17 protein-coding genes and 1 pseudogene are annotated in these 18563 nt (G+C 53.0%); 8 read left to right on the forward strand and 10 right to left on the reverse strand.

The genetic code is table 11. The features are described 5' to 3' along the window. Nucleotides 1-220: transposase (locus tag ACLD11_RS20720; RefSeq protein WP_411015317.1), on the forward strand; the 220-nt coding region annotated here is incomplete at its 5' end. 144 nt (nt 221-364) lie between these two features. Here ACLD11_RS20720 and ACLD11_RS20725 read toward each other — a convergent pair. The 3 genes and pseudogenes from ACLD11_RS20725 to putP form a co-directional block, all read right to left on the reverse strand. Beyond that, nucleotides 365-553: pseudogene (locus tag ACLD11_RS20725) on the reverse strand (IS256 family transposase); the annotation flags it as partial. 139 nt (nt 554-692) lie between these two features. After that, nucleotides 693-1481: a phosphate starvation-inducible protein PhoH gene (gene phoH / locus ACLD11_RS20730; RefSeq protein WP_000533527.1), complete on the reverse strand. Its 789-nt coding sequence runs from the start codon at nt 1479-1481 to the stop codon at nt 693-695. A gap of 891 nt (nt 1482-2372) precedes the next feature. Then, nucleotides 2373-3881: a sodium/proline symporter PutP gene (gene putP / locus ACLD11_RS20735; protein WP_411015318.1), complete on the reverse strand. Its 1509-nt coding sequence runs from the start codon at nt 3879-3881 to the stop codon at nt 2373-2375. 421 nt (nt 3882-4302) lie between these two features. On the opposite strand from putP, the gene putA reads away from it, so the two are divergent. Further along, nucleotides 4303-8265, forward strand: a complete 3963-nt coding sequence (gene putA, locus ACLD11_RS20740; RefSeq protein WP_023218463.1) for a trifunctional transcriptional regulator/proline dehydrogenase/L-glutamate gamma-semialdehyde dehydrogenase — start codon at nt 4303-4305, stop codon at nt 8263-8265. Nucleotides 8266-8323: 58 nt separating this feature from the next. Continuing rightward, the gene (locus ACLD11_RS20745; RefSeq protein WP_000821059.1) at nt 8324-8719 is read left to right on the forward strand and encodes a lysozyme inhibitor LprI family protein; all 396 of its coding nucleotides are present in this window, start codon (nt 8324-8326) and stop codon (nt 8717-8719) included. Here ACLD11_RS20745 and rutR read toward each other — a convergent pair. Both rutR and ACLD11_RS20755 read right to left on the reverse strand, forming a co-directional pair. After that, nucleotides 8716-9354: an HTH-type transcriptional regulator RutR gene (gene rutR / locus ACLD11_RS20750; RefSeq protein ID WP_001529158.1), complete on the reverse strand. Its 639-nt coding sequence runs from the start codon at nt 9352-9354 to the stop codon at nt 8716-8718. The genes ACLD11_RS20745 and rutR overlap by 4 nt on opposite strands. Before the next feature lie 136 nt (nt 9355-9490). Next, on the reverse strand, nt 9491-9658 hold the full coding sequence (locus ACLD11_RS20755) for a general stress protein (protein WP_001273663.1): 168 nt from the start codon (nt 9656-9658) through the stop codon (nt 9491-9493). Between the two features lie 384 nt (nt 9659-10042). On the opposite strand from ACLD11_RS20755, the gene wrbA reads away from it, so the two are divergent. Beyond that, on the forward strand, nt 10043-10639 hold the full coding sequence (gene wrbA / locus ACLD11_RS20760; RefSeq protein WP_001062898.1) for an NAD(P)H:quinone oxidoreductase: 597 nt from the start codon (nt 10043-10045) through the stop codon (nt 10637-10639). A gap of 20 nt (nt 10640-10659) precedes the next feature. Further along, nucleotides 10660-10887, forward strand: coding sequence for a YccJ family protein (locus ACLD11_RS20765; RefSeq protein WP_001143125.1), 228 nt, complete (start codon nt 10660-10662; stop codon nt 10885-10887). A 33-nt stretch (nt 10888-10920) separates the two neighbouring features. On the opposite strand, the gene agp is transcribed toward ACLD11_RS20765, so the two are convergent. The 5 genes from agp to ACLD11_RS20790 all read right to left on the reverse strand — a co-directional run bounded on the left by agp (nt 10921) and on the right by ACLD11_RS20790 (nt 15708). After that, nucleotides 10921-12162 (reverse strand): bifunctional glucose-1-phosphatase/inositol phosphatase, encoded by a 1242-nt coding sequence (gene agp, locus ACLD11_RS20770; protein ID WP_411015319.1) that lies wholly within the window; start codon nt 12160-12162, stop codon nt 10921-10923. Between the two features lie 132 nt (nt 12163-12294). After that, the gene (locus tag ACLD11_RS20775) at nt 12295-12801 is read right to left on the reverse strand and encodes a protein disulfide oxidoreductase (protein ID WP_350427143.1); all 507 of its coding nucleotides are present in this window, start codon (nt 12799-12801) and stop codon (nt 12295-12297) included. After that, nucleotides 12791-13414, reverse strand: a complete 624-nt coding sequence (locus tag ACLD11_RS20780; protein WP_000876690.1) for a DsbA family protein — start codon at nt 13412-13414, stop codon at nt 12791-12793. Before ACLD11_RS20780 ends, ACLD11_RS20775 begins: the two co-directional genes overlap by 11 nt. Beyond that, a complete protein-coding gene (locus tag ACLD11_RS20785) occupies nt 13411-15297 on the reverse strand; it encodes a protein-disulfide reductase DsbD family protein (protein ID WP_350409698.1) in 1887 nt (628 codons plus the stop codon). The genes ACLD11_RS20780 and ACLD11_RS20785 overlap by 4 nt, the downstream gene beginning before the upstream one ends. A 48-nt stretch (nt 15298-15345) precedes the next feature. Continuing rightward, complete coding sequence (locus ACLD11_RS20790) at nt 15346-15708, reverse strand: copper resistance protein (RefSeq protein WP_411015320.1); 363 nt, start codon at nt 15706-15708, stop codon at nt 15346-15348. Nucleotides 15709-15943: 235 nt separating this feature from the next. On the opposite strand from ACLD11_RS20790, the gene cbpA reads away from it, so the two are divergent. The 3 genes from cbpA to ACLD11_RS20805 all read left to right on the forward strand — a co-directional run bounded on the left by cbpA (nt 15944) and on the right by ACLD11_RS20805 (nt 18185). After that, entirely contained in the window at nt 15944-16864 is a 921-nt protein-coding gene (gene cbpA, locus ACLD11_RS20795) for a curved DNA-binding protein (RefSeq protein WP_023250458.1), read from the forward strand. Continuing rightward, on the forward strand, nt 16864-17169 hold the full coding sequence (gene cbpM / locus ACLD11_RS20800) for a chaperone modulator CbpM (RefSeq protein WP_001284251.1): 306 nt from the start codon (nt 16864-16866) through the stop codon (nt 17167-17169). The genes cbpA and cbpM overlap by 1 nt, the downstream gene beginning before the upstream one ends. 653 nt (nt 17170-17822) lie before the next feature. Continuing rightward, nucleotides 17823-18185 (forward strand): anti-adapter protein IraM, encoded by a 363-nt coding sequence (locus ACLD11_RS20805; RefSeq protein WP_183058896.1) that lies wholly within the window; start codon nt 17823-17825, stop codon nt 18183-18185. Nucleotides 18186-18563 lie beyond the last annotated feature (378 nt).

Here is an 18563-nt window from a genome sequence, read left to right on the forward strand (position 1 = left end):
CTACATTATCCACAAAAGCCGTGAAACACAGCGCTGGCTGAAGGAGAACCCGAAGTTCAGGGTGATTTATCAGCCAGTTTACTCGCCATGGGTGAATCATGTAGAACGGCTATGGCAGGCACTTCACGACACAATAACGCGCAATCATCAGTGCAGCTCAATGTGGCAACTGTTGAAAAAAGTTCGCCATTTTATGGTAAGCTCAGAAAGACGTAAATAACCTACAACATCAGGAACGCCACGATCGAAGAAGCAGGGTTATGTTTGTCCTTCCGCTTCATACCACGAACGCATTTCCCAGGATAGCATGAGCTCTGCAAATGCAGTTTGATTGGCCCATGGCAATACATCACCACCGATGTTAACCTGTGCGGGTATTAGAGCCTTTTTTGGGCGCATTTTTCTCATGCCCAAGATGGTCAGTCAGCTCAGCATTGAGTGCGGTTTCGACGGTAAGCTTCGTCAGCATGCGGGAAAAAGCATTGAGATCGGCTTCGGTTTTAAGGCCTTTAGTCAGTTCAGTTGCCAGTGCTTTGAGTCTCTTTTCGTCCATAATTTGCCTGTCTCCGTTGTTGGAGTGAACATATCAAAAACAGGCAGATACACAATTTAAATTACAGTCTCGCATTAAGTCACCTTACCGGGGATAGACAACAAAGCCCGGTCTCCCGGGCTCTGAAAGTCATGCTATATTAGCTGTATGCGTGAAGGGTTCGCTGACAAAGCGCCGAGCGCACGCAGTCGTCTTTGTTGAAATGCACAATCCCCACCATTTCATCTTCTTCAAAGCGTTCCAACGCATCGCTCAACCCGGAACGCACGCCGCGCGGCAGGTCGCATTGCGTAATATCGCCATTGACAATGACCGTGACGTTTTCGCCTAATCGCGTCAAAAACATTTTCATTTGCGCCGCAGTCACATTTTGCGCCTCGTCGAGGATCACAACCGCATTTTCAAAAGTACGCCCACGCATATAGGCGAACGGGGCAATTTCTACCTTACCGATTTCCGGGCGCAAACAATATTGCATAAAGGAAGCGCCCAACCGTTTAAGCAGTACGTCATAGACAGGACGAAAATAAGGCGCAAATTTTTCAGCGATATCACCGGGCAAAAAACCAAGATCTTCATCAGCTTGCAATACCGGACGCGTCACAATGATCCTCTCGACGTCCTTATGAATCAATGCTTCTGCCGCCTTTGCCGCACTGATCCATGTTTTTCCACAGCCGGCTTCGCCGGTCGCAAAAATAAGCTGTTTACTGTCGATAGCGTTCAGATAATGCGCCTGTGCTTCATTTCGCGCCTTAACAGGAGAGGTATCGCGACTATCGCGCGCCATGCCAATGGCTTCTACTCCGCCCATCTGTACCAGTGACGTGACCGATTCTTCTTCACGTTGCTTATGACTACGCGAATCTCGTCTCAACACACGCTTTGCTTCACGACGAGCTTTGATCACTGCTTTTTGTCTTCCCATGGATAGCACCTTGAGTTGTAGGTATACATCACCCGCGTTCTCTTGAACGCGTTTATGCGCACACACATCTGAGGGTTGGCTTCCTTGTAAGCCTTAGCTTGCTTTTTGAAACGACGCCACACACGGCTACGCGCACCACATATGACGTCATGGGGATGGGCAGTAAGGGAAATGATGAAAGCTTTTAAGGTGACAGGACCACCACCGGAGAGAGAATGTCCGTACAGGGTGTTGTAACTACTGTAAACAAAGTGTCCTGGGGCGGACATTACCATTCGCGATCTCCATAGTGAGTGGCCATCACTGCCGGGGAACTACCGCTGTTACTACTAAGTACAACACAAAACATCAATAATGCAACAATATATTCACCAAACATTAACCAAACATTATTGCGTCATTGTCAGTCTCTTACAGAAAGATTACACAATTATTTCATTGGCAGGAGACTAAAAAAGATAATCATTAGCTACTATGGGTATTAATGGTGACCCCCCCATAACCCATTGAATATTCAACATATAAAAGGTTAAAACGGAGTAATTAACGTGTCCTCTCTCCCATCGCTAAAACGGCATTATTTATGCAAAATTTTGTGCGGCATACTTACGCCAGTAACGCTGACTCGTTTTAATTTTTGTCATTACTCTATTGCGTCAAGGCTATTGGTACCATTAACAGGCGATTTCATATATGGCCAGTTAGTGATTACTCGAGACGTATTACGCCCGCGTTAACGGCGCTCAAGGGCTAAAAATAGTTTGAGAGAGCGTCCTTATTTACCTGAACGCCTTCAGTCAATCGGTCCGGGACTTATCAGAGGACCAGGCAGGCGTATAACGCCGCCTGGTAAAATATATCCGATGGCAATAATGCTCTCGGACATGGCGGTTATTCCGCCTGTAGCTTCGACGGCGGCGCGGAATGATAATGCGCGTCCGCTTTTGCAAAGCGTTCCTGCATCGCTGCTGTCGGCGCTTTGCCAAGCAGGCTAAAGATTACGATCCCTATACTGCCGAAAATGAAGCCAGGGATGATCTCATACAGATCCAGCCAGCCATATTGTTTCCAGACGATAACCGTCACCGCGCCAATAATCATTCCCGCCAGCGCGCCGTTACGCGTCATACGCGACCACATCACAGAAAACAGGACAACAGGCCCAAATGCCGCGCCGAATCCAGCCCAGGCGTAGCTCACCAGCCCCAGCACACGGTTATCGGGATTCGCCGCCAGCGCAATGGCGATCAGCGCTACCACCAACACCATCACTCGCCCTACCCATACCAGCTCTTGCTGGCTGGCGCTTTTACGCAGAAAAGCCTTATATAAATCTTCCGTAATCGCGCTGGAGCATACCAGCAACTGACAGCTCAACGTCGACATCACCGCCGCCAGGATAGCAGACAGCAGAACACCGGCAATCCACGGGTTAAACAGGATCTGCGCCAGTTCAATAAATACGCGTTCTGAGTTTTGGTTCACCGCCCCGGCCAGCGCGGGGTTATTGTTAAAGTACGCAATGCCAAAGAAGCCCACCGCCACTGCGCCCGCCAGACACAGAATCATCCAGGTCATACTGATACGACGCGCATGAACAATGCTGTGATGGGAGTCCGCCGCCATAAAGCGCGCCAGGATATGCGGCTGACCGAAGTAACCCAGTCCCCAGCCCATCAGAGAAATAATGGCGACAAAATTCAGCCCCTTGAGCATGTCGACATTCTCGATGCTCTTTTGCTTGATCACCTCCAGCGACTCGCTAAAACCGCCTACGCCGACAATAACCATCACCGGAGTCAGGATTAACGCAAAAATCATCAGACTGGCCTGAACGGTATCCGTCCAGCTAACGGCAAGAAACCCGCCGATAAAGGTATAAATAATGGTTGCCGCGGCCCCCGCCCACAGTGCGGTTTCATAGCTCATACCGAAGGTGCTTTCGAACAGTCGTGCCCCAGCGACAATACCTGATGCGCAATAGATAGTGAAAAACAGCAGAATGACCAGCGCGGAAATAATACGCAGGACTCGGCTCTTATCCTCAAACCGACCGGTAAAATAGTCCGGCAGCGTGAGCGCGTTATTGTTAAATTCGGTATGCACGCGCAGGCGGCCGGCCACCAGCTTCCAGTTAATCCATGCGCCTAACGTCAGGCCAATGGCGATCCAGCTTTCAGAGATCCCCGACAGAAAGATAGCGCCAGGCAGCCCCATTAACAGCCAGCCGCTCATATCCGACGCGCCGGCTGATAAAGCCGTAACAAACGGCCCCAGGCTGCGACCGCCAAGAATATAGTCATCAAAGTTTTTGGTTGAGCGCCAGGCGATAAACCCAATCAATATCATGCCAAAAATATAGACACAGAATGTCACCAACATCGGTGTGCTAATAGCCATCAAGGTTCTCCAAATTTATTTATTGGCACTACCGTAGCGTGCCGTTTTGTACCCTGCCGGAACGTGGCAAGGGTGTTATGTTTACCAGGGCGACCGTATCCTGCCGGAAGCGGTGGTTATTCACAATCGATTTAACACACCATTTACATCAAATTTGATTGCAGAGGGATACTATTTTTCTCCAGGTTGCACTCTCTCACATTTTTTGCGGTTGCACCTTTTAAAAGTGTTAACTACCGCAGAGAAAATAAATCCAGATGGTTTTCCCCGTCAGACACCCCCTTTCTTTTTTTAACAATTTATTCATTTTTAAGCTTGCAACGCAGGTCACATTTAACGCGGTTGCACAAAGTTGCAACATAGTGGATATTTTCCGCTAACTATTGGTTAGCAGATAGAGCGAATAACAGGAGTAGAGGGTATGGGAACCACCACGATGGGGGTTAAGCTGGACGACGCCACGCGCGAACGGATCAAAATGGCCGCCTCGCGTATCGATCGCACGCCGCACTGGTTAATAAAACAGGCAATCTTTAGCTATCTGGACAAGCTGGAAAATAGCGATACGCTACCGGAGCTACCTGCGCTGTTTGCCGGCGCGGCAAATGAAAGCGAGGAGCCGGTCGCGCCGCAGGATGAGCCGCATCAGCCCTTTCTGGAGTTTGCCGAACAGATTCTTCCCCAATCCGTCTCTCGCGCCGCCATCACCGCCGCCTGGCGCCGCCCGGAAACCGATGCGGTGTCAATGCTAATGGAACAGGCGCGCCTGTCGCCGCCTGTCGCTGAGCAGGCGCATAAACTGGCGTATCAACTGGCGGAGAAATTGCGCAATCAAAAATCCGCCAGCGGTCGCGCGGGTATGGTGCAAGGCCTGTTGCAGGAGTTTTCCCTCTCTTCGCAAGAAGGCGTAGCGCTGATGTGTCTGGCGGAAGCGCTGCTGCGTATTCCCGACAAAGCTACGCGCGATGCGTTAATTCGCGACAAAATCAGTAATGGCAACTGGCAGTCGCATATTGGCCGTAGCCCGTCGCTGTTTGTAAACGCCGCCACCTGGGGGCTGCTCTTTACCGGCCGACTGGTCTCAACGCATAACGAAGCCAATCTTTCGCGCTCGCTGAACCGCATTATCGGCAAGAGCGGCGAACCGTTAATCCGCAAAGGCGTCGACATGGCGATGCGTTTAATGGGCGAGCAGTTCGTGACTGGTGAAACCATTGCTCAGGCGCTGGCGAATGCCCGAAAACTGGAAGAGAAAGGGTTCCGCTATTCTTACGATATGCTGGGCGAAGCCGCGTTAACCGCCGCCGATGCGCAGGCCTATATGGTTTCTTACCAGCAAGCGATTCATGCCATCGGCAAAGCGTCTAACGGTCGCGGTATTTACGAAGGGCCAGGCATCTCGATTAAGCTGTCCGCCCTGCATCCACGCTATAGTCGCGCGCAATACGATCGGGTAATGGAGGAGCTTTATCCACGCCTGAAATCCCTGACGCTGCTGGCGCGCCAGTACGACATTGGTCTCAATATCGACGCCGAAGAGGCGGATCGTCTGGAGATCTCGCTCGATCTGCTGGAAAAACTCTGCTTCGAACCCGAACTGGCCGGCTGGAACGGCATTGGCTTTGTGATCCAGGCTTACCAGAAACGCTGCCCGCTGGTCATTGATTATTTAGTCGATCTGGCCTCCCGTAGCCGCCGTCGGCTGATGATTCGTCTGGTGAAAGGCGCCTACTGGGATAGCGAAATCAAACGCGCGCAAATGGAAGGGCTGGAGGGCTATCCGGTTTATACCCGCAAAGTGTATACCGATGTCTCTTATCTGGCCTGTGCGAAAAAATTGCTCGCCGTCCCTAATCTGATCTACCCGCAGTTCGCGACCCATAACGCACACACACTGGCGGCGATTTATCATCTGGCCGGGCAAAATTACTATCCGGGTCAGTACGAATTCCAGTGCCTGCACGGCATGGGCGAACCGCTGTATGAACAGGTCACCGGTAAAGTGGCGGACGGAAAACTTAACCGTCCCTGCCGTATTTACGCGCCGGTGGGAACACACGAAACCCTGCTGGCCTATCTGGTACGACGCCTGCTGGAAAACGGCGCCAACACCTCTTTTGTCAACCGCATCGCCGATGCCACCCTACCGCTCGATGAACTGGTGGCCGACCCGGTCGAGGCCGTGGAAAAACTGGCGCAGCAGGAAGGTCAGGCTGGCATACCGCATCCGAAAATTCCGCTGCCGCGCGATCTGTACGGCGAAGGTCGGATAAACTCCGCCGGACTTGATTTAGCGAATGAACATCGCCTCGCCTCGCTTTCTTCTGCCCTGTTAAGCAACGCCATGCAGAAATGGCAGGCCAAACCTGTGCTGGAACAACCGGTGGCCGACGGTGAGATGACGCCGGTTATCAACCCGGCGGAACCGAAAGATATTGTCGGCTGGGGACGCGAAGCGACAGAAAGCGAGGTTGAACAGGCATTGCAAAACGCGGTCAATCAGGCGCCGGTTTGGTTTGCGACGCCGCCGCAAGAACGCGCCGCCATTTTGCAGCGGGCGGCGGTATTGATGGAAGACCAAATGCAGCAGTTGATTGGCCTGTTGGTGCGCGAAGCGGGGAAAACGTTCAGCAACGCCATTGCCGAAGTGCGCGAAGCGGTAGACTTCCTCCATTATTATGCCGGTCAAGTGCGTGACGATTTCGATAACGAAACGCATCGCCCGTTAGGGCCGGTAGTCTGCATCAGTCCGTGGAACTTCCCGCTGGCCATTTTCACCGGCCAAATCGCCGCCGCGTTGGCGGCAGGTAACAGCGTTCTGGCGAAACCGGCAGAGCAGACATCGCTGATTGCCGCCCAGGGCATTGCTATTTTGCTGGAAGCGGGCGTACCGCCGGGCGTCGTGCAACTGTTGCCGGGACGGGGAGAAACCGTCGGCGCCCAGCTTACCGCCGATGCGCGTGTACGCGGCGTGATGTTTACCGGTTCCACGGAGGTCGCGACGTTGTTGCAGCGCAACATCGCCACGCGTCTTGACGCCCAGGGCCGCCCTATTCCGTTGATTGCGGAAACCGGCGGTATGAACGCTATGATTGTCGACTCTTCCGCGCTCACCGAGCAGGTGGTCGTGGATGTGCTGGCTTCCGCTTTCGACAGCGCCGGACAACGCTGTTCCGCGCTCCGCGTGCTGTGTTTGCAGGACGATATCGCCGAACATACGCTGAAAATGTTACGCGGCGCGATGGCGGAGTGTCGGATGGGGAATCCAGGCCGTCTGACGACCGATATCGGGCCGGTGATCGATAGCGAGGCCAAAGCCAACATTGAACGTCATATCCAAACGATGCGCGCCAAAGGCCGCCCGGTTTTCCAGGCCGCGCGTGAAAACAGCGATGACGCGCAGGAATGGCAGACCGGTACGTTTGTTATGCCCACGCTTATTGAGCTGGAAAACTTCGCAGAACTGGAAAAAGAGGTCTTCGGGCCCGTGCTGCACGTCGTGCGTTATAACCGTAACCAACTGGCGGAGCTTATCGAACAGATTAACGCTTCCGGCTACGGGCTAACACTGGGCGTACATACCCGTATTGATGAAACCATTGCGCAAGTCACCGGTTCCGCCCATGTCGGCAACCTGTACGTTAACCGTAATATGGTGGGCGCGGTCGTCGGCGTCCAGCCGTTTGGCGGCGAAGGCCTGTCCGGCACCGGGCCAAAAGCGGGAGGGCCGCTCTATCTCTACCGCCTGCTGGCACACCGCCCGCCCAATGCGCTCAATACGACGCTGACTCGTCAGGATGCGCGTTACCCGGTAGATGCGCAGCTTAAAACCACGCTACTCGCGCCGTTGACCGCCCTGACGCAATGGGCGGCGGATCGCCCGGCGCTACAGACGCTCTGCCGACAATTCGCCGATCTGGCGCAGGCCGGCACGCAGCGCCTGCTACCGGGACCGACCGGCGAGCGTAATACCTGGACGCTGTTGCCGCGTGAACGGGTATTATGCCTGGCTGATGACGAACATGACGCGTTGACGCAGCTTGCCGCCGTTCTCGCCGTCGGCAGTCAGGCGCTATGGTCAGACGACGCCTTCCACCGCGATCTGGCGAAGCGTCTCCCCGCCGCCGTTGCGGCGCGTGTCCAGTTTGCGAAAGCGGAAACGCTGATGGCGCAGCCGTTTGACGCGGTGATTTTCCACGGCGACTCCGACAAGCTGCGAACCGTGTGCGAAGCCGTCGCCGCCCGCGAAGGCGCGATAGTGTCGGTACAGGGGTTCGCCCGCGGCGAAAGCAATATACTGCTGGAACGGCTCTATATTGAACGTTCGCTGAGCGTAAACACTGCCGCCGCTGGCGGTAATGCCAGCCTGATGACAATTGGCTAATACTGTGGTTAATTAAGGCTCCGTCAATGGAGCCTTTTTACTCGCGTCAGAGGACCGTATGAAACGAATTTTCCTTACCTGCGCGGCGTTGTTGTTCAGCAGTCAGGCGTTGGCCGATGAGTGTGCCAGCGCCAGTACGCAGCTGGAAATGAATCGCTGCGCCGCCGCGCAATACCAGGCGGCAGATAAAAAGCTGAACGAAACCTATCAAAGCGCGATTAAGCGTGCACAACCGCCGCAGCGCGAGCTGTTGCAAAAAGCGCAGGTGGCATGGATTGCACTGCGGGACGCCGATTGCGCTCTGATTCGCTCAGGTACGGAGGGCGGCAGCGTGCAACCCATGATCGCCAGCCAGTGCCTGACCGATAAAACGAACGAACGCGAAGCGTTTTTAGCCTCGCTGCTGCAATGTGAAGAGGGGGATTTGAGCTGCCCACTGCCGCCAGCCGGTTAACGCACGCGAATCCCTTCAATAATAATGCGCTGAACGCTTTCGACCGTTTGGTTAAAAAAGGCTTCATCGCGAAGCGTCGCGCCGGTTACCGCCTCAACCTGAGGGGCAAAATCGGCGTAATGTTGCGTGGCGGCCCAAATCATGAAGATCAAATGGTGCGGGGAGACGGGCGCCAGTTTCCCGCTGTGCACCCATCCAGCAATCAGCGCGGATTTTTCATCTATCAACGCTTTTAGATCGCCGGTCAGTTCCTCCATTAAGAGCGGCGCGCCCGCCAGCATCTCCATGCAGAAGAGCCGCGACGCCTGCGGATAATCACGCGAAACCTCCAGCTTGAGACGGATATACTCTTTGATGGCCTCCAGAGGGGAAAATTCTGCGCGAAACGCCTTGAGCGGCGCCAGCCAGACATCCAGGATCTGTCGCATTACCGCGACATACAGCACCTCTTTCGAGGGATAATAATAAAGCAGATTGGTTTTGGAGACGCCTGCCCGCTCGGCGACCTGCTCAAGACGCGCGCCATGGATACCATACTGGGAAAAAACAGCAAGCGCGGCGGTTAAGATAAGCTGCCGTTTTGCACCGGTGGCCTGCGAGCGTTTCCCGATTTTTTTCTCTGTGCGTTGCGACATGCGCCCTCTCCTTTTCGTCAGGACGCAAGCATACCAAATCCGGCTTATAAACAAAAAAACCGCCGGAAATCCGGCGGCGGTGGCGCATGACGCTTTTTAGCGTGAAACGCTCAGCGTCTTGCTGTTGTGACGCAGGCTAGCTATTACGGTTACTGCTTTTGCCCCCTTTTTTGCCTGCTTCGGATGCACGCTGCGGGTCATTCTTAAAATTGCCCCCACTGTGCTGACCACCTTTACGACCTGCTTCTGATGCTCTTTCGCGGTCTTCCGCAAAATTACCGGAACCGCCACGATGGTTTGCCATTACTGACCTCCGTCATAGATTAGACATCATATTGCATAGGTAATGAGGAGTATCTCCTCGCGCAGCGTATGAACGCTATCATCAGTAACGCCGCGTAACATTAAGCATAGTGAAAAACGCCGTGGTAGGCCGCTTACCGAAATATTCTGCAACATCAGAAGCCGAATATGCAGAATAATAACCATAAGAAATAAATAAGTTATTCTTATATTTAGAAAAATCAAAGCGCTTAAAAATGTATCATTTTGCAACAAAGGTCACCAAATTAATTATTGTTATAAATCAAAGAAATGGCGCTGAAATTTGCACTCTTCACAGGAGGGCATATCTTTAAATAGACGTAGCGAATCGCTACACACCTGATTAATCTGAGGAGTAGTACAAATGGCAAAGATTCTGGTGCTCTATTATTCCATGTACGGACACATTGAAACCATGGCGCACGCGGTGGCGGAAGGGGCAAAGAAAGTCGACGGCGCAGAGGTCATTATAAAGCGTGTGCCAGAAACAATGCCGCCTGAAATCTTCGCAAAAGCTGGCGGTAAAACACAAAACGCACCGGTTGCCACCCCACAGGAGCTGGCGGATTACGATGCCATTATTTTTGGTACGCCAACCCGGTTTGGCAATATGTCAGGCCAGATGCGTACCTTCCTGGACCAAACCGGCGGACTGTGGGCATCCGGCGCGCTATACGGCAAGCTCGGCAGCGTGTTCAGTTCTACCGGAACGGGCGGCGGCCAGGAGCAGACCATCACCTCGACCTGGACTACGCTTGCCCATCATGGGATGGTGATCGTCCCGATAGGCTATGCCGCACAGGAACTCTTTGACGTCTCCCAGGTTCGCGGCGGCACGCCTTACGGCGCAACGACTATCGCCGGAGGCGACGGTTCACGTCAACCAAGCCAGGAGGAACTCTCTATCGCTCGCTATCAGGGGGAATACGTCGCCGGTCTGGCAGTCAAACTCAACGGCTAATCTTCAACAGGAGGATTCGAATGCCAACTCAAGAAGCAAAAGCGCACCGCGTCGGCGAATGGGCAAGCCTGCGTAATACGTCGCCGGAAATTGCCGAAGCCATTTTTGAAGTCGCTCACTATGACGAGAAACTGGCAGAAAAAATATGGGAAGAAGGTAGCGATGAGGTGCTGATCAAAGCCTTTGAGAAAACGGACAAAGACTCGCTCTTCTGGGGCGAACAAATCATCGAACGTAAGAACGTATAACACAAACGCCCCCGCCTGCGCGGGGGCATACGGCTATTTTGCAGCAGTGTTCATAACGTTATCGAACTTATCCAGCGGACAGAAGCCGTTCGCATCCACCGGACATCCTTTCAGTTCCAGCGTTACCCTTTGCGCGGGCGATTTGAGCGTTAACGCTTCCGCGTTACGTAACTGCCGGGTGCTCTGGTAGACATACTCGATTTTCATCAAATCCCGGTTAGCGTTGCCGTCATACCAGCGTTGGAAGACAAGCTGGCCGCCAATCGGCGTTCTCTCATACTGGTCATGGAGCTGATAGGGTTTAAAATCCAGCGCCGTCAGCAGCGACGCGATATTGGAATCATGCCCCACCAGCACGGTAACCTTCGGCGCGCTAACGCGATCGGCAACCAGCACCTTATCGATATACTTCACCAGCGGCGCAGCGACATTGCGCGCCACCGTGGGTGAGGTAAACAGGCTGTCCTGATAGCCGTTTTTCAGTTTTGACAGCACCTTCCACTGCCGATCGGTGTTAATCTTGCCCCAGGCGACCTGATCCATCGGAAACCCTTCGTAATATTGCAGGGTAAACGCATCCACCAGCGAGTTCCCTACTTTAAGCGGCCCCTGCACGCCAGGCTCTTGCTGATAGTTCGCGCTGAAGGTATCTTTCGCATCGATTAGCGAACACTGATGCTTCTCTTTGCAGGACGGCGAGTCTTGATAATGCGTTATCTGCTCAAGCAGTTTATAACTCTCATCAAGATGTAGCTGACTACGCGCCTTTTCCATCGCCTGTACGGCCTGTTGCCGGAACGCGGCGGAATCATCGGTAATCACCGGATTGAAGGTAGGGTCCATAGTGCCCATTTTTTCCTGATGATGAACAGGAATATCACAGCCGGGGAAAGCGCCGGTAATGAAAAATTGCGCGGTGGCGACGGTGCGCTGCAAACTATTCGCATAGGCATATACCGTGTCGGGCGCCGGACATTCTCCCGACGGTATCAGCCCCTGCGCGACCAGCCATTCACGTGTGTAGTGTCCCATATAGACTTCCAGCACGCCGCCTTTCGTCGTCAGTTCCCCGCCGGGAACGTCCCACGCCGGCCAGGCGTTCGGCGTCGACTGCGCCAGTACGCTGCCATTATTCGCCAGCGGCGCCCGCAGATTATGGCGGCTCATCATCAGCACCTGTTGTAATTGATAACCCTCCGGCGTTGTCTGCGCCTGTACGGCGGATGACAACAAAACAGCCCCTGCCACAGCAACAGCGAGTAATGATTTTTTCATCCCTATGACCTCTTGTTGTTATCAAATCGTTCTGAGTGTGACAGAAATGGATCATTTTTCCGGGAACGATTTCGCAAAACGGGGGTTTTTCTTACAGTAAACGCGTTAGCGCCGGGAAACCCCGGCGCATATTCAGAACGTTTTTGCCCACCATAGCCGAAGCTTCATGCCCCAGTAGCTGGTCCAGCCGCTGGTGGTGAACACAACCCGACCTTGTGAAACCACCACCAGCGTTGGCGTCACGCTGATTTCCCAGCCAGCGGATAAGGCGCCGTTAGCATCATTGACGACCGGGAAGTCAACGCCCTTGCGCGCCAGCCAGCGGGCAACCTCAGCGTCATCGCCGGAGCGGAGCGCAACGGTCATAACGTTTTCCCCTTCCGCCGCCAGGCGAGTGACCGCAGGCGTAGTAAAGCGGCATACCCCGCACCAGCTGGCCCAAAAATAGAGCAGTACGGGGCGTTCCTCGCTCAAGGTCGCCAGAGTTGTCGACTCTCCCGTCAGCGTATGTAACGGTGTCGCGGCAAACGCCGGAGGCGCCTGCGGCGCGCGCCAGACGTCCATGACCACCATTATCGCGATGAGGAGCGCCAGAAAAACCGCGGCTTCACGCAGCCAACGCCGCAGTTTACCCGCCATTGGCAGCCGCCAGTTTTTCTTTCACCACCGCTTCCAGCGTATCCCAGGGCACCGCGCCCGGAATCAGCTCGTCGCCAATGATCGTCGCTGGCGTTCCTTGCACGCCGACCAGCCTTGCCAACTGCAAATTAGTGCGTATCGTTTCCATGCTTTTTTCATCCAGCGTCACTGGCGTCGCCCCTGCTTTCTGCTGGGCCTGTTTAATACTGTCATCCGTATGGTAACCGCGCTTTTGCATGAGTTTTTCATGTAGCGCGAGGAACTGTTGCGGATGCTCGCGCCAGGTGGTCAGCGCAATACGCGCCGCCAGTACGGAACTCTCTCCTTTGAATGGTAGCGGTTTAATAATGACCGCAACGTCAGGATATTTCTGCACAATCTTTTCCAGCATCGGATCGAGCTGTTTGCAGTACGGGCAGTTGTAATCCGTAAAGTTCACCAGCGTCAGCTTAGGGTGTTTAGCGCCTATCCGCGGGCTGGCAGGATCGTTAAACAACGCCGCATGGATCAGATTTTCAATCTGCTTTTCCTGATCCGGCGTAAAAGGAGCGGTTTCTTGCGCGATGCTCAGCGTCGAAAACAGCGCCAGCAGCAAAACAATCATGTATTTCATTGGGTTATTCCTTTCGCTTTTTTCAACGTTTGTAATACCGCATCGCGGGTCAGCAAAGTGGGCAGTGCCTCCCCTTCCGGCAAGCCGGGGCCATATACCTGATTAAACGGCACGGCGACCTGGCCACGCGTTTTCAGAAAATCTGTAATGGCATCGGACGGCAGCGTCCAGTCTCCCCGCAGCGCCACAACATCCGGCTGTTGCAAGGCGGCCTGCACATCCTCTTTTTGCAGGACGTTGTATTTATTCACTTTACAGGTAATACACCAGTCCGCAGTGACATCGACAAATACCCGCTTATGCTGCGCCAGCGCCGACTGGATTGCCTGTTCACTCAACGGTTGCCACTGAACCGTGTCTTGCGCGCTCTTTGACGCAGTGAAGCCGAAATGCGGCAGGAGTAACGTCGCCAGCCAGATAGCCGATCCCAGCATCATCAGACCGAGGATCCTGCGCAGGACATTCATCCAGCGCCCGGGGCGCGGTAAACGTAGCGCAAGCCCTGGTCGTATCGCGACCAGTAGCCACGGCGCGCTCATTCCCAGGCCAAGCGCAAGGAACAGCCCCCACAGCGTCGGCAGCGACGCCGTGAGCGCCACCGCGACCGCCGTACCCAGAAACGGCGCGCTACAAGGCGTCGCCAGCAGCGTGGCGAATGCCCCCTGCCAGAAATGTCCCGACATACCGTTACCGCCGTAAGTGGCCAGTTTCGTGGTCATAGATGAGGGAAGCCTGAACTCAAAAAGCCCGAACAGGCTGGCGCTAAACAACAACATCACCAGCGCCATAAAACCAATAAACCATGCATTCTGGAACTGAACTCCCCAGGCCAGCGCATGGTTTGACAGGCGAAGGAGGGTCATAAACGCCGCCAGCGCCATAAATGACGCAATGATACCGGCGACCGAAGCCAAAAATTGTCGCCTGATGTGAGAGCGGCTTTTTTCCTCTACCAATAAAATAGAGCCAAGTTTCATGCCCAGAACCGGCAGTACGCAGGGCATTAAATTAAGAATCAGTCCGCCGATTAGCGCCATCATTACAACTTGCCAGAAAGGTAGCGCCGCATTGTCCGGCGTTTGCGCTGGCGCAGCGCCAATGGTTTGCGTGCTCTCCTGGGCGATAGCGCCATCGGCTAACACGAGGGTCAGCGATTTGTCGCGCAAATCGGGCGCCTTTTCGCCCCAACTGTCCGCCACCGGCACCGTCGCCTGTAACCTGTCGCCCTCTACGCGCAGGCGAGGCTTCGCAAAATCGACGTCATCTATGGTGTCAAGATAGAGCCCGGGCGATGACCAGCCCGCCGCTCGCGTAGCAGTGACCACCAGTTCTCCCGGGCGATAGCCGACGTCAAGCGAGTCCGTTAGTCCACTGCGGAGCGGAACTTTACCCATCGCCCGCGCATAGTCATGGGCAAAATCGGCATTCTGCACAGTGGGCGTCACGGAAAAGGGGTAATCGGTCAACAGACAAACATTGCTGCAGGTTGATAACGTCAACACACCGCGCAAGGTCGCGGGCGGCGTACCGCGCACGATCATCGGAAAGGTCACCTCGTCGTGATATCCCTGGGTGGTGATATTCGCCACATCAAAGCGCGAGGGGGTTGGCCAGAACCAGCTTACCTCAGGCATGTCGCCTTTCCAGGCGATAGAGGGCGCCACGCCCCCTTCCCCCGGCGCGCGCCAGTAGGTTTTCCAGCCGTTTTCCAGTTTGACATCCAGCAACAGCCGGGTCTCACCGTTAGCGGACGTATCGGCACGTAGCCGTATGCTGGCATGGTCGTTATCGGGCGAACGCAGCCAGCCGCTTTCCGCCGCCCAGGAGACGGGCAGCCAAAGCCATAACAGGCAGAACAGTATCCGCCTGAACAAAATCATCATATTTTTTCTCCGTGAATGAGTAATTAACCGTTAGTAATAACCGGTCTGTCATTCACGGAAGACACAAAATCGTAGATGTACCCGTAATGTGGGCGGCGAAATAGCCCGTGGAGGCGAAAACGGCAGGCGCATGACCCGGACAGGCGCCAGTAAGGAAAGCAGCAGACAAAGCGCAAGGATAGCGCCTTCAAAGAGTACCGGAGGCGCCGCCAGCAGCGACTTGGCGCTTAATTCGCAGGGAGTGACCGGCGAACCGTCATCTGTCGAGGAGGGAGCGCTGACCACCGCAGCAGAGGCCGTCGCCTGCATCTGCAAGGCGTGCAGGCCCGCCATGCGTTGCGCGGTACAAACCATTACCACGATACATGCAAGGCAAAGAAACCACCAGCCCATCCGTTGTTGTTTCGCCATTGCGCCCTCACTGTTTAACGCGAGTTATCTTAGCCACTGGCGCGGTTTTGGCAACCTTTCCCCTGTAAAGTTATGTCGGCGCGCTGCGCAACCTTCTGATAGTCGAACAACGTAATTTATTCTTACTAATGATATAACTGGTGTTTTCATACGCACTTTTCAGGTTTACCCTACACTTAGTGGAGAAACCTTTTTGGGGTCCCTTCTGTATGTATTGATTTAGCGAGATGATGCTATGGAACTTAAGGATTATTACGCCATTATGGGCGTGAAACCGACGGACGATCTCAAGACGATTAAGACCGCCTATCGCCGACTGGCCCGCAAGTACCATCCTGATGTCAGCAAAGAACCCGATGCCGAAGCCCGTTTCAAAGAGGTTGCTGAAGCATGGGAAGTGCTGAGTGATGAGCAACGGCGCGCCGAGTATGACCAGTTATGGCAACACCGTAACGATCCACAATTTAATCGCCAGTTCCAGCAACACGAAGGCCAGCCGTATAACGCCGAAGATTTTGATGATATTTTCTCGTCTATTTTTGGTCAGCACGGTCGCCATTCGCACCACCGCCACGCCGCACGCGGTCATGATATCGAAATTGAAGTGGCGGTATTCCTGGAAGAAACGCTGGAAGAGCACCAGCGTACGATTAGCTATTCCGTCCCCGTTTATAACGCGTTCGGCCTGGTGGAGCGGGAAATTCCCAAAACATTGAATGTGAAGATCCCGGCTGGCGTCAGCAACGGGCAACGAATCAGACTGAAAGGCCAGGGCACGCCGGGGGAAAACGGCGGACCTAATGGCGATTTATGGCTCGTTATCCATATTGCCCCGCATCCGCTCTTTGATATCGTCAATCAGGATCTGGAAGTCGTCCTTCCGCTTGCCCCATGGGAGGCGGCGCTCGGCGCTAAGGTGTCTGTGCCAACGCTTAAAGAGCGTATTTTGCTGACCATTCCCCCCGGCAGCCAGGCTGGTCAGCGGCTGCGTATCAAAGGAAAAGGATTAGCCAGTAAAAAGCACACTGGCGATCTCTACGCCATCATCAAAATCGTTATGCCGCCGAAACCTGACGAGAAAACAGCTGCCCTGTGGCAACAACTGGCGGACACGCAGTCGTCCTTTGACCCACGCCAGCAATGGGGGAAAGCATAATGGCTAACATCACTGTCACCTTTACCATCACCGAATTTTGTTTGCACACCGGCGTGACGGAAGAGGAGCTAAACGAAATCGTCGGACTTGGCGTAATTGAGCCTTACGAAGACGATAACGCCGACTGGCAATTCGACGATCGCGCAGCGAGCGTGGTACAACGCGCGTTACGCTTACGCGAGGAGCTGGCGCTCGACTGGCCTGGGATCGCGGTCGCGTTAACGCTGCTGGAAGAGAATTCGCGGCTGCGCGAAGAAAACCGGTTACTGCTGCAACGCCTTTCTCGCTTTATCTCGCATCCCTAATCCACGATAAAGGCAATAAACCGAGGGTGGGCTTTCTGCCCACCCCGGATTTATACGCACCCGGTATAATACCAGAATGCCTCTGACATACTTCCCCCAACGGAAGAAATATAGCCTTTCACCGCGCACAACCCGATCAACGAACCGCCAATGTCAGCCATTAATGCGCCATTGCGAAGATCATCGTTTAAATAAAGACCGGCCACAAGTTCACATTTTTTAGATACGTCGGTTATTTTTACACGTTAGCGATCATTTATTGCCTGAAGAATATATTCTTTCACTGTTTTGTACTCTCTGGTTGATACGTACCTTCTCCCTGTCAATGCCGGGTAAAATGTACCGCTGCGCTTACAGGTTGCGGTATTTATAAATAAGAAATACAACAGTCACTTACAGTTTAATAATTGAGCGTTATAACATCCACTACCGCCCAATATTTACACCACGTATAAAATACAAAAATGTAATAGAATGTAAACAAAATAAGAGCATAAAATAAATAACTTATTAAAAAATCAATATAAATAGAGTGGTCAATAAAAAACGATCGTTTTCAACGAGTTATGTTTCTCAGATTTTCATCTATCCTGAATAGGCTTGCGGAAAATGTAATTTACACCATTGACTATTTCACTTAAAAGGTTTCTGTAATGGAATGGAAGGTCGTTGATACCGTTATAAGTCCCTCTACCGGAGTATTGTTCTCATGCATACATAGCCTAAAAAATCTTAGATTGACCTTATGGTATCAGGCAGATGTTTACATGCCTCCAGGTAGCATTATCATCCCCTTTAATAAGGGGGTCTTAATAAACGATAAACTTTATCCCGTTACTGTTTACAACGTTACCAGGTTTAATCCTGTTCTATGGAAATCGCTTAAAGAAAATAGCCACTGTCCTGGTAACTGCAATCCTAAACCAGAAGCCTGCAGTTATCCTTTTGAGTGTCTGGTATCCGTTTGTCCATTTGGTTTAACCAGAAATATTAAAATAGATAATAAGAAAGTTTAGGAAATAAAATATGCATTAGCCATACTACTGATTAAGTGTATTCGCGCACGTTTGCAGTATTTTGCAGTTAAATATGTTTGATATAAAAATTGTACAGTTCGGATATTTTTTGATTCGTTTAATCTAACCTTCACTTTGGCAACGAGGAGCCGGTACAGAGGATATTACTGATGGCCGGCAGACAAAGAAACGCATTGCTTTTAACACTGTATAAATTCCATCCGTGACATTCTTATTTCGTGATATTTCACCAGAGCAATCATCTTACCTTTATTGTGCATAAAAATCAGCAAGTAGTGTTTAGAAAAAATAATGTTTTATACCCAAAATAATTCGAGTTGCTTAAAGGCGGCAAGGGAGTGAGTCCCCAGGAGCATA

Source organism: Salmonella sp. 741265116_PST, assembly GCF_046567715.1.
In the GTDB taxonomy this organism is placed as follows: domain Bacteria; phylum Pseudomonadota; class Gammaproteobacteria; order Enterobacterales; family Enterobacteriaceae; genus Salmonella; species Salmonella enterica.

Excerpts from the sequence above, each read along its gene's own strand:
- phoH (WP_000533527.1), bottom strand. The coding sequence starts at position 1,481 with ATGGGAAGACAAAAAGCAGTGATCAAAGCTCGTCGTGAAGCAAAGCGT.
- putP (WP_411015318.1), bottom strand. The coding sequence starts at position 3,881 with ATGGCTATTAGCACACCGATGTTGGTGACATTCTGTGTCTATATTTTT.
- putA (WP_023218463.1), top strand. The coding sequence starts at position 4,303 with ATGGGAACCACCACGATGGGGGTTAAGCTGGACGACGCCACGCGCGAA.
- ACLD11_RS20745 (WP_000821059.1), top strand. The coding sequence starts at position 8,324 with ATGAAACGAATTTTCCTTACCTGCGCGGCGTTGTTGTTCAGCAGTCAG.
- rutR (WP_001529158.1), bottom strand. The coding sequence starts at position 9,354 with ATGTCGCAACGCACAGAGAAAAAAATCGGGAAACGCTCGCAGGCCACC.
- ACLD11_RS20755 (WP_001273663.1), bottom strand. The coding sequence starts at position 9,658 with ATGGCAAACCATCGTGGCGGTTCCGGTAATTTTGCGGAAGACCGCGAA.
- wrbA (WP_001062898.1), top strand. The coding sequence starts at position 10,043 with ATGGCAAAGATTCTGGTGCTCTATTATTCCATGTACGGACACATTGAA.
- ACLD11_RS20765 (WP_001143125.1), top strand. The coding sequence starts at position 10,660 with ATGCCAACTCAAGAAGCAAAAGCGCACCGCGTCGGCGAATGGGCAAGC.
- agp (WP_411015319.1), bottom strand. The coding sequence starts at position 12,162 with ATGAAAAAATCATTACTCGCTGTTGCTGTGGCAGGGGCTGTTTTGTTG.
- ACLD11_RS20775 (WP_350427143.1), bottom strand. The coding sequence starts at position 12,801 with ATGGCGGGTAAACTGCGGCGTTGGCTGCGTGAAGCCGCGGTTTTTCTG.
- ACLD11_RS20780 (WP_000876690.1), bottom strand. The coding sequence starts at position 13,414 with ATGAAATACATGATTGTTTTGCTGCTGGCGCTGTTTTCGACGCTGAGC.
- ACLD11_RS20785 (WP_350409698.1), bottom strand. The coding sequence starts at position 15,297 with ATGATGATTTTGTTCAGGCGGATACTGTTCTGCCTGTTATGGCTTTGG.
- ACLD11_RS20790 (WP_411015320.1), bottom strand. The coding sequence starts at position 15,708 with ATGGCGAAACAACAACGGATGGGCTGGTGGTTTCTTTGCCTTGCATGT.
- cbpA (WP_023250458.1), top strand. The coding sequence starts at position 15,944 with ATGGAACTTAAGGATTATTACGCCATTATGGGCGTGAAACCGACGGAC.
- cbpM (WP_001284251.1), top strand. The coding sequence starts at position 16,864 with ATGGCTAACATCACTGTCACCTTTACCATCACCGAATTTTGTTTGCAC.
- ACLD11_RS20805 (WP_183058896.1), top strand. The coding sequence starts at position 17,823 with ATGGAATGGAAGGTCGTTGATACCGTTATAAGTCCCTCTACCGGAGTA.